We start from the raw sequence: 11,241 nt of genomic DNA, 5'->3' as shown, positions 1-11,241 counted from the left end.
ATGCGAAAAGGTCCTGTCACTATCAGTGGGCCGTCATTTACAGACGCCCTGGAGCGATATACCCGACTGCGTAGCATGGAGTTTTCCCGGTTGAATTTCTCCGGTCTGCCTGCCATCCAGCTGCGGAATTTGGCCCGTTATGCCGGAATGGCTTCGGTGAAATACATTTCAAGAATGCCTGACGAACGGCGACTGGCCGTGCTTACTGCGTTTGTGAAAGCACAGGAAATTTCGGCGCTTGACGAGGCCGTGGATGTGCTGGATAGGGGTTTGAAGCCCAATGGAGCGGAAATGTACGCTAAGAACCTAACTGCATGATTTTAGGTCTATGAAGTCGTGGCGTTGTTCGTCAGGTTTACGTTGATTTGATTACCGGGTTTATTAACACTGAAAGTACCTGAAACCGCATGGCTACTGGCATCAACGAAAAGAGTAAACAAAATCCTCGTTTTCTTTACTCGTCTGACCGCTCAAAAAATGTACTTCGCGTACGTTCTCGTCCGGTTGGCCTTCAACCCCCGTGAAGTGATACTTCCATCTCGCACGCCAAAATTAATCCAGCGCAAACAAACTGTTCGTGTAGGTGTTCCATAGTAATCCCTCAGAAGTGTTATGACGTGAGAATATTGCCCACGTAATAAAGGATCAATAATTTGGCTTTTTAAGTTTCCTTTTATAGCCTTAACCTGAATTCCAGCAATGTTGTGTGTGCCATGTATTAATGCTGTTTCTATTACCCCACTTTGGGGGTTTTTTCTAACAAAACGGATATCAGAACTACTGTGAGGCGCATATAAATGGGGATGCAGTTGATGAGTGCTAATAAATCCAGTCCCTATGGCTTTGTATTGATCGTATACACTCGATAAAGCCAACCTTGACCTTTGTGTACACCATGTAAATGCGGCTTGCCCCATTTTTTTATTATCATTGAGTTTACTTACCAAGTAAGCTTCAAAGACAAAACCAGCAAAGGATGGTAGTGTTAACTTAGACCTGAAAGTAACTTTTCCATTTACCTCCTCAAGATGTCCAGTTTCGATGCCATCAGCATATAGCTGGTTTCTGAATCGTTGCGCTAAAATTTTTCTACGCATTTCTGGAGTAATACTCCGATGATTAGGATCAATAATATCAAGTGGTACTTCAACTAAGGTAACTAACTCTTTCTCATCAATAATTATATTATCTGCCACAAAAGAAATCCTTAATATTTATTTTTAAGATGACATTCAAGTTGTTGAAGAAAGCAATAGTGAATTTTTTTTATTCTAGGGAAGGTGCGAACAAGTTCCTGATATGAGATCATCATATTCATCCGGAGCGCATCCCAGAGGGACATCATGAGCCATCAACTCACCTTCGCCGATAGTGAATTCAGCACTAAGCGCCGTCAGACCCGAAAAGAGATTTTCCTCTCCCGCATGGAGCAGATTCTGCCATGGCAGAATATGACCGCTGTCATCAAGCCGTTTTATCCCAAGGCGGGCAATGGCCGACGGCCCTATCCGCTGGAGACCATGCTGCGTATTCACTGCATGCAGCATTGGTACAACCTGAGCGACGGTGCCATGGAAGATGCCCTGTACGAAATCGCCTCCATGCGTCTGTTTGCCCGGTTATCCCTGGATAGCGCCTTGCCGGACCGCACCACCATCATGAATTTCCGCCACCTGCTGGAGCAGCATCAACTGGCCCGCCAATTGTTCAAGACCATCAATCGCTGGCTGGCCGAAGCAGGCGTCATGATGACTCAAGGCACCTTGGTCGATGCCACCATCATTGAGGCACCCAGCTCGACCAAGAACAAAGAGCAGCAACGCGATCCGGAGATGCATCAGACCAAGAAAGGAAATCAGTGGCACTTTGGCATGAAGGCCCACATTGGTGTCGATGCCAAGAGTGGCCTGACCCACAGCCTAGTCACCACCGCGGCCAACGAGCATGACCTCAATCAGCTGGGTAATCTGCTGCATGGAGAGGAGCAATTTGTCTCAGCCGATGCCGGCTACCAAGGGGCGCCACAGCGCGAGGAGCTGGCCGAGGTGGATGTGGACTGGCTGATCGCCGAGCGCCCCGGCAAGGTAAGAACCTTGAAACAGCATCCACGCAAGAACAAAACGGCCATCAACATCGAATACATGAAAGCCAGCATCCGGGCCAAGGTGGAGCACCCATTTCGCATCATCAAGCGACAGTTCGGCTTCGTGAAAGCCAGATACAAGGGGTTGCTGAAAAACGATAACCAACTGGCGATGTTATTCACGCTGGCCAACCTGTTTCGGGCGGACCAAATGATACGTCAGTGGGAGAGATCTCACTAAAAACTGGGGATAACGCCTTAAATGGCGAAGAAACGGTCTAAATAGGCTGATTCAAGGCATTTACGGGAGAAAAAATCGGCTCAAACATGAAGAAATGAAATGACTGAGTCAGCCGAGAAGAATTTCCCCGCTTATTCGCACCTTCCCTAGGTCAAGTTCAGCATTAACCCCCCTTAAGCTTGCAAAGCTAGATTCGAACGGAAGGGCTGCTTAACCAGCTTCTTATATAAGGGGTTTGAAGCCCAATGGAGCGGAAATGTACGCTAAGAACCTAACTGCATGATTTTAGGTCTATGAAGTCGTGGCGTTGTTCGTCAGGTTTACGTTGATTTGATTACCGGGTTTATTAACACTGAAAGTACCTGAAACCGCATGGCTACTGGCATCAACGAAAAGAGTAAACAAAATCCTCGTTTTCTTTACTCGTCTGACCGCTCAAAAAATGTACTTCGCGTACGTTCTCGTCCGGTTGGCCTTCAACCCCCGTGATCAGGTGAAGCGGGTCGAAATTGCCCTTACGGGACAGAAACTGCGTTTCTTCCAGGCTGTTGATGAACTCCTGCCAGGGAAGGACATCTTCTATCGCTGCCCAGGGATCTTCACCGGATTCTCTGGCATGCAGCAGTGCCTGACCGACAGTAACATATTGCTTCAACTTGCTCTGGATGAGTTTCCCCGTCAGCTGAAGCCTCTCGGCTTGTGTGCGTTTTGCCCGACTGAATAGAGTCCCCAGAATACGTTCGTGCAGTTCGATAACCTCATCAGTCAGTGTGGCCTGCGCTTCCTGAATGACGCAAACCAGCGTAGCGTAACGTCTGACATCGGTGAATTTTGCCAGATCTCTGCTGCTCATTTTCCGGCCCTCACGCGCCAGCTTAAGCAACCTGTTCTGGTGAATGGAAAGCGTAATACCATCAGGCAATCCCAGCGCGGCGATGGAATTAAGCCGGTCGATATGTTGCAGCACGTTCTTACCGTTGATTTTACCCGGAGGCTGAAGTAACCATGCCAGGCGGGAAGCTTGTTCACCCTCTGATTTGAGCAGACTGTCGAGTGCTGATTTATGCTGCTTTTCCAGTTGTGCGGTAAGTGCTGAAAATACCGCTCTATCAGCGAGCGTGACGGCTTCGGCAAGCGTCCGTTCGATCACATCAACAGAAGGGAAAATAACATTATTGCTATGTAGCCAATTGAGCATTTCTTCCGCCAGCATAAACCCTTTGTCTGTTCGCATCGCATAGGGATGCAGATGCCGGATACAGTCTTTTTGCAGTGATCGGCTGAACGGAGATAATTTCAGGTATCGATAAAGCTCAGTCAGATGTTCCCAGCGGGTTTGCTCTCTTGAAGCATATTCCGGCCATAAATCAGGCTGAAGCTTCAGTCGGGAAGCGATTCTGGATATGACGCTACTGTGAGGGACATTGCTTTTGTCCGGAATAAATCCAGGTCCACGCAGATAACAGAGTAATACAGCAAAGCCCAGGCGATTTGCTGGCCGCCGGTGTTTATTAATGAGTGCAATATCCTGTTCATTCAGAAAACACATTCGGGTCAGAATAATTTCATCATCTGGAATAACCAGCAAGCGCTCCTGCTCTTCACTGCTCAGTATCTGTCGCCGTGGCATAAATGCTTCCCTCGCGTATAGTTTCCATATGTTATGGATTGGCTATGACCGAAACCGGTCGGTTTCGTACACCTTGGGGGTTGAAGGCCAACCGGACGAGAACGTACGCGAAGTACATTTTTTGAGCGGTCAGACGAGTAAAGAAAACGAGGATTTTGTTTACTCTTTTCGTTGATGCCAGTAGCCATGCGGTTTCAGGTACTTTCAGTGTTAATAAACCCGGTAATCAAATCAACGTAAACCTGACGAACAACGCCACGACTTCATAGACCTAAAATCATGCAGTTAGGTTCTTAGCGTACATTTCCGCTCCATTGGGCTTCAAACCCCGATACTTCCTCCGGGCCTGCTGCAGCCGGCGCGCTGGGGATGCTGAAACGGCGGCTCAGTACCGGAGCCACCTCAGATGGAGAAGAAGGTCAGGCCAGCGAGAATGCGGGCGAATCAATGAACCTGGATATGAAGGTGACAGCACTGCCAGACGGCGGCCTGAGTCTGACGACGGCTGGGAAGTCAGTGACACCGCAGACCCCGGATGAAGCACACCGGACGAGCCGGCAGCTGGCGAAGGAAGAAGAGAACATTTTAATTCACCGTCACGCGGACGATCCGGGTTACGACGAAAACGACCATCACTATTACGACAGAGAGCCTGAACTATGATGTCAGTCGCCCCAGTAGCGTCAGCCGGCGAGGCTGCAGGCTACTACAGCAATTCCGATAACTACTATTTTCTGGGCAGCCTGCAGAGCCTCTGGATGGGAGAGGGTGCAAAAGAGCTGGGCATGGAGGGCAACGTCCGTGGCGATGATCTGACGGCCGTGCTCGAGGGCCGTCTGCCGGACGGCTCACGGCTGGGTAAAGAGGTTAACGGACAGCACGTCCACCGTCCGGGCCATGACCTGACCTTTTCCGCTCCCAAGAGCGTGTCCATTCTGGCACTCATCGGGAACGATAAAGAAATGCTGGAAGCACACTACCACGCCGTCCGCGTGGCGGCCGGCTATGTGGAGAAGCTCATCTCGGCCCGGAACACCAAAGACGGCGTTACGTCCATCGTACACACCGGCAAGATGGTCGCGGCCGCCTACACGCATGACACGTCACGTAACCTCGACCCGCTGATACACACTCATCTCCTGGTTGCCAATATGACGGAGTATGAGGGCAAATGGAAAGCTCTGGCCACGGACTATATCCATAACGCCGGCTTTATCGAGACCGTCATGAAGCACCAGGTCACGCTCGGAAAAATCTATCGAGGTGCCCTTCGTGAACGTGTTGAATCACTTGGCCACGAAGTGAAAGAGGTCGGCAAACACGGCATGTGGGAGATTAAGGCAATTCCGGATGAAGTTGTGGATGAATATTCCTCCCGTGGCCGGGAAATCAGAGGGGCTGTCGGTGCTGAAGCCACGCTGCGCAGCCGGGATGTGGCCGCCAAAGATACCCGCAGGGCGAAAGTCGACCCTTCGCGGATGCGCCTGATGGAGCGCTGGTTGGGTCAGATGAAGGAGAAGGGATTTGACCTGAAGGCGTATCAGGAAAGCGTGGTGCCGCGTGATGCAGGTCTTCGTGAGACCGCGCCTCAGCCGGAGCGAGATCACCAGGTTAAGCCGGTTCCTGCCGGGCCTGAACAGGCTTCTCTGCAGACGTCGTCCACGGCAGAAAAGAGCGTCGATACACCTGCTCAACCCGCAGAACGGGAGAGCCTGTCCCGTCAGCCAGTACCACAACAGACTGACACGCTGAGTCAGCCGGCACAGACCGGTCCCGAAAAGACGCCGGCGGCCAGGAGCTTTCCTGCAGCGCAGCTGGACACTGAAATACCCCGCCCGGAACTGACTGAGGCTGTCCGGCTGGCCATCTCGCAGCTCAGCGACAGTAAAACGCGCTTCACCTTTGGCGAGCTGATGATGACAACCGCTGAGCTGAGCGAACAGCTGCCGGAGATTCAGGAAATTCGTGTGGCCATCGATGCGGCGCTGAAGGACGGCATGATTGTGCCGCTGGACAGTGAGAAAGGGGTCTTCACCTCCCGTATTCACCTGCTGGACGAACTCTCGATCCAGGCACTGAGTCAGGAACATCTCAAATCTACAAAAGTCGTCAGTTTCACCCGCCCGGCGCAGTACGCGCCGGCGGCGCTGGAAGTGGTGGAGAAGGACGCCCTGGTTCTGATGAATGCCCCGTCAGGCGTGGCGGGCATCCGTGACCTGACCGCGCAGCTGGCCGGTATTGCCGGCGCGAACGGTCGTGACGTTCAGGTGCTGGCCAGCTCTGCCGAGCGCGCCATTTCGCTGGCGAAATCCGACGATTTGCGGGAACGGATTATCAGCCGGCAGCATGTTTTGAGCGGTGATTTCCACCTGAAACCCCAGAGCACGCTGATTATCGAAGGGGCAGAGCGTCTGGGGCTAAAGGAGACGCTGGTTCTGCTGGGCGAAGCGCGCGCGCAGGACGCACAGCTGGTCTTTCTCGACAGTGCCGGGCGTCAGGCGAACGGTAACGCCATGTCCGTACTGGAGTCAGCGGGGGTTGCCCGCTCACGCCGCACGGAGCCGGCGCCCGGGCTTGAGGCCGAAGTGGTCAGTATTCCGAACAAACGCGACCGTTACGAGGCGCTGGCCAACCGGTATGCAGAGCTGAGCGGAGGCAGTGAAAACGTCACCGCCGTCGTGGTCGGCAGGCGTGAACAGGCACAGCTGACAGGCCTGGTACGAGAGGCGCTGCAGAACGCAGGACAACTGGGGCGTGACGGCGTGGAGATAGAGGCCCGGCAGCCGGTCTGGCTCGACAGCAAAACGCGGCGCATGCCCGGTTCATACCGTTCCGGCATGGTGCTTGAGAATCGCACGGACGCAAAAGAGCGTAAGTCCTATGTGATTGACCGGGTGCATGAGGACACGCGAGTCCTCTCGCTTATCGACGGGGATGGGGTGCTGACCCGGATGAAAATCGGCGATATCAGCGCTGACTGGCGTCTCTTCAGCCGTGAAACCCTCAGCGTGGCCACCGGCGAAAAACTGCTGTCCGTGGCGGGCGACCGCGAGCACAGCCTGAAGGCCAAAGATCGTCTTGAGGTGACCGGGATAAGTGAAAAGGGGATTGAGGTGAAACGGGGGGAAGACACCCTGACGCTGCCAAAAGACCAGCCGCTCTATCTTTCACATGCTTATGTGACCGCGCCGGGCGGCCGGGATAACGACACCGGCGTGGTGCTGGCCGCGCTGAACAGCCGCGACATTTCGACCCAGACCATGAACTCGCTGGCACAGAGTGGCCACCGGGCGGAAGTGTTCACCGCCGAAGTGCAGGACCGGGCGGAAGCCCGGCTGCAGCGCATGAAGACCAGTGCCTCTCCCGTGCAGCTGGTCAGAAACCTGAGCGGTCATCAGGACGTCAGTCAGGCGGTTGATTCACTGCATGACAGCGTCCGGACGGATGCGGGCCTGGCCGTCTGGCGTGCCATTAACGACCAGCGCACCGTGGTGATCAATGAGCTCAAGCTGGCGACGGAAGCGCAGAAATATCATCCCGACCTTGAGGCCATCGGGAATGAAATTGGCGCGATGATTAAAAATGGCGAGCTGTTGTCCGTATCCTCAGGGGGAGAGCCGGTACTGGTTTCCCGGTCCACCTGGGAGATGGAGAAAGCCATTCTGCGTGTGGTGGAGGAAGGGAAAGGTACGCAGCAGCCGTTGCTGGAACAGGTACCGGAGGCCGTGCTGAACGGCCTGACGGATGGCCAGAAAAAGGCGACCACCCTGGTGCTGGGTACCACGGATCAGTTTATCGGGATTCAGGGCTATGCCGGCGTGGGGAAAACCACGCAGCTGAAGGCGGTGATATCTGCACTGGAGACCCTGCCGGCGGACGTTCGTCCGGTGATGACGGGGCTAGCTCCTACGCACCAGGCGGTGAAAGAAATGAGCGACGTCGGTGTCCGGGCGCAGACCATCAAATCCTTTGTCGTTGAGCATGACCAGGCGATGGCCGCAGGCGGGAAGCCCGACTATAAAGGACAGGTGTTTCTTATCGATGAATCATCAATGGCAGGCAACCAGGATACGGCGGCATTGTTCCAGGCTATTGCCAGCGGTGGCGGACGTGCAGTCTCGATGGGGGATATCGACCAGTTTGAAGCGGTCGACGTGGGCGCGCCGTTTAAGCTGATGCAGGAGCGAAGCCCGATGGATGTGGCCATCATGAAGCAAATCGTCCGTCAGAAAGACCTGCAGCTGCGCGGCGCAGTCCACGACATCATTGATAACCGGATCGATGCGGCCCTGCAGCGCATTGAAACCCAGCCGGCTGACCGTGTGGCGCGTAGCGCTTCAGCCGCGCTCCCGGAAAGTGCGATTCAGGAAACGGAGACGCCTGTTAGCGACATCGTGGCTGACTGGAAGGACCGGACGCCGGAGGCGCGGTCCCGTACGCTCATCATTGCGCAGCTGAACGCCGACCGTAAGGCGATAAATGCCGGCATTCATGCCGCGCTTGCAGCGAGGGGAGAACTGGGGGAGAAGGCCATTAAGGTGCCTGTGCTCGATAAAATCACCCATACGCGCCATGCGTTCAATAAAACAGAGGCCTGGGAAGCAGGGATGGTGGTTAAACGCGGTGACCGCTACCAGGATGTGGTGGCTGTTGACCGTAACGGCAGAACGGTGACGGTACGTGATGAGGAAGGGAAGATTGCTCTGATTTCACCTAAGGAGCTGATCACCGGTGACGTGCAGCTGTTTCGCCGCAGCGAGATGGAAGTCCGTTCCGGCGATCTGCTTAAGTTCACGGCGACCGATCGCGAACAGGGGCAGATGGCCAACCAGCGCTATACGGTGGAGTCGGTCAGCGAGGAGGGGAATATCCATCTGAAAGGGGAGAACGGTCGCGTCACCATCAATCCGGAGAAGGTCCGGGCGCAGCAGCATATCGACTACGGCTGGGCCGTCACCGGCTACGGCGCACAGGGGGCCAGCAGTGATTATGTCATTGCGCTTGAGGGCACGAAAGACGGACGTAAGGCACTGGCTTCCCGTCGTGCCTTCTACATTTCAGCCTCACGCGTGAAAGAGCACGTCCAGATATACACCGACGGGAAAGAGGACTGGGTTAAGGCGGTAAAAACACCGGAGCGTGATATCAAAACGGCGCACGATGCGCTGGCACCGGAAACGCAGCGCAAACAGGCGAAAGCCATCTGGGCAATGGGGCAGCCGGTGAATAAAACGGCCATCGGTCGCGCCTGGGTGCGCCATCAGGGCATGCAGGATGCGTCACTGACGGCAAAAATCATCCCGGCCACCCGGCGCTATCCTGAACCGGCGCTGGCGCTACCGGTGTATGACAACAATGGCAGGAGTGCGGGCCTGGCCCTGGTTTCCCTGGTTTCCAGCCCGGAAGGACGGATGACTCAGGGGGAGACACGAATGGTCATGACAGAGCGTGCACGTGGCGCCGTGCTGCAGCGGAGTCAGTCCGGAAACACGATTGTGGCCAGCGACCTGACGGCTGCACTCGATGCAGTACGAAATCATCCAAAGGACGGCGTGGTCTGGCAGACCGGTGATGAACCGCCTTCAGCATGGCTGCTTAAGGTAAGCGGTGGGACAAAACAGGATGTGTCGCCGGGTATTGTCTCCACGCTGACGGACGAACAGAACGTACAGCAGCTGCGCGAGCAAATGCTGGCAGACCAGGTTCGCAATGAAGAAGCCGGACGGAGCAGGCAGCCGGAGTCGTTGCTGGCGGAAGTTCCACAGGAAGAGGTGATCAGACTGAAACCGGAAGACATTAACCCGCGTAAACCGGAACCACTCAACCCGGATGCGGATGTGATCGCCAGGGTCAGAGGTGAGGAAAACACCGATGGACAGGAAATAAAAGCCGCTGCAGGCGTCAGAAGCGAGCTGGAAGGTGCTGACAAGACCGCTGGTGAACAGTCGCGGGCATCGCGTGTGATTGCAGATCTGGCAAACTCTGAACGAGACATGCTCAGGGCGGCAGAAAATACTGAACGCGGCCGCATGCCGGAGCGTGAAGAACAGACCCTCACTCGAACCATTCAGAAAGAACGTTAATCCCCCTTTTAATCATGAGAATCAGGCTATGAAAGCAAACAAATTAGCAGCATTAATAGTTACAACATACATTGGCTTTATTTCAATGGCACACGCTTCGGCCCCTCAGCCCTTATTCAGCCCGGAGCAGGAGGCACGTATCGGCGAAATCGCTGCTGACTACCTGGTGTCGCACCCGGAGATACTGGTGACGGTCAGTCGTAAGCTGCAGGAACAGCAGGAGACACGTAAGCAGAAGATGTCTGCACTCAGCGTGATGGAGAATCAGGCGAACCTTCTGCATGATCCGGACACCCCGGCTTACGGGCCTGATAATGCAAAGGTCGCGGTGATTGAATTCTTTGATTACCAGTGCGTGTTCTGCAGCCGCTTCGCGCCGGAGCTGGAGAAGGTCATGAAAGCGCAGCCGGACGTCCGCTACCTCTTTAAGGAGTGGCCAATATTTGGTGGTCGCTGGGAAGCTTCACTTCAGGCTGCACAGCAGGGGTTGACGGTCTGGCAACAGAAAGGGCCTCAGGCCTATGTCACCTATCACAATGCCATTTACGCCACCGGCCATAATGAAGGCAAGCTGACGGCAGAGGATATACTCGCGGCAGCGTCAAAGGCAGGGCTGGCCGCCTCTGTGCCGGGCAACCATACCGCGTCCCTTGAGAAAAACAGTAACCTGGCAGAGGAACTGGGACTCACCGGAACGCCGGGGATCATCGTCATGCCCGTTAGCGGGGCGACTCCCGACACCATCACGGTGTTCCCGGAAGCCGTAACCGCTGAAAGACTTCAGGCAGCAATCCGGAAAGCCACCAAAGTGAAATGATCCTCAGTCCGAAGAACGTCTCCCGCCAGAGACTGTTTTTCATGTTCCGCGCGTAAATGCCATCTTCCCGTTCCGTTCTCCTGCGCTTCCTCGATCAGGCCTGCCGGCCTGATACTGCGGCGAGCGCTGCCGGTTATAGTCCCTTAAGGACAATTAGCATGCAAACTATGGACGGTTATCTGGTCTAACATCTGGAAAAATTACTGACGAGAAGGTATTATTCGGATCGTCAGCGATCGTCTTGTGGTGGGACAGATTGTTGATTCAGATTACTTTTGTGACCTAACTCAAACTGACGGTTTGACAGCTTTGTGGTGAGGCTGACGGGTGGCAGAAGATGGTTTTACGGAAGAAATGCGGACTTCCGGAAACAAACAGGGACAGGAC

At 54.6% G+C, this 11,241-nt stretch carries 5 protein-coding genes and 2 pseudogenes; 5 read left to right on the top strand and 2 right to left on the bottom strand.

Features of this window, described 5'->3' with window-relative positions; all coding sequences use genetic code 11:
• Nucleotides 1-264 (top strand): annotated as a pseudogene (locus L379_RS00440) (hypothetical protein); the annotation flags it as partial.
• A 206-nt stretch (nt 265-470) separates the two neighbouring features.
• Here L379_RS00440 and L379_RS26010 read toward each other — a convergent pair.
• Nucleotides 471-1,196, bottom strand: coding sequence for a hypothetical protein (locus L379_RS26010; protein WP_155858425.1), 726 nt, complete (start codon nt 1,194-1,196; stop codon nt 471-473).
• Nucleotides 1,197-1,343: 147 nt separating this feature from the next.
• On the opposite strand from L379_RS26010, the gene L379_RS00445 reads away from it, so the two are divergent.
• Nucleotides 1,344-2,324, top strand: a complete 981-nt coding sequence (locus L379_RS00445) for an IS5-like element IS5 family transposase (protein ID WP_001575870.1) — start codon at nt 1,344-1,346, stop codon at nt 2,322-2,324.
• 484 nt (nt 2,325-2,808) lie between these two features.
• On the opposite strand, the pseudogene L379_RS00450 reads toward L379_RS00445, so the two are convergent.
• Nucleotides 2,809-3,954, bottom strand: a pseudogene (locus L379_RS00450) (DUF4158 domain-containing protein); the annotation flags it as partial.
• A 369-nt stretch (nt 3,955-4,323) separates the two neighbouring features.
• Here L379_RS00450 and L379_RS00455 point away from each other — a divergent pair.
• The 3 genes from L379_RS00455 to L379_RS00465 are packed head-to-tail and all read left to right on the top strand — an operon-like array spanning nt 4,324 to nt 10,854.
• On the top strand, nt 4,324-4,617 hold the full coding sequence (locus tag L379_RS00455) for a hypothetical protein (RefSeq protein WP_032656037.1): 294 nt from the start codon (nt 4,324-4,326) through the stop codon (nt 4,615-4,617).
• Complete coding sequence (gene traI, locus L379_RS00460) at nt 4,614-10,037, top strand: conjugative transfer relaxase/helicase TraI (RefSeq protein WP_032656035.1); 5,424 nt, start codon at nt 4,614-4,616, stop codon at nt 10,035-10,037. Before L379_RS00455 ends, traI begins: the two co-directional genes overlap by 4 nt.
• A 28-nt stretch (nt 10,038-10,065) precedes the next feature.
• Entirely contained in the window at nt 10,066-10,854 is a 789-nt protein-coding gene (locus L379_RS00465) for a DsbA family protein (RefSeq protein ID WP_032656032.1), read from the top strand.
• The last annotated feature ends 387 nt before the right edge of the window (nt 10,855-11,241 follow it).

The sequence above is a fragment of the Enterobacter sp. MGH 33 genome (assembly GCF_000534535.1).
GTDB classification, from domain to species: Bacteria; Pseudomonadota; Gammaproteobacteria; order Enterobacterales; family Enterobacteriaceae; genus Enterobacter; species Enterobacter hormaechei_C.
This window is presented reverse-complemented; position numbering and strand designations above follow the sequence as displayed.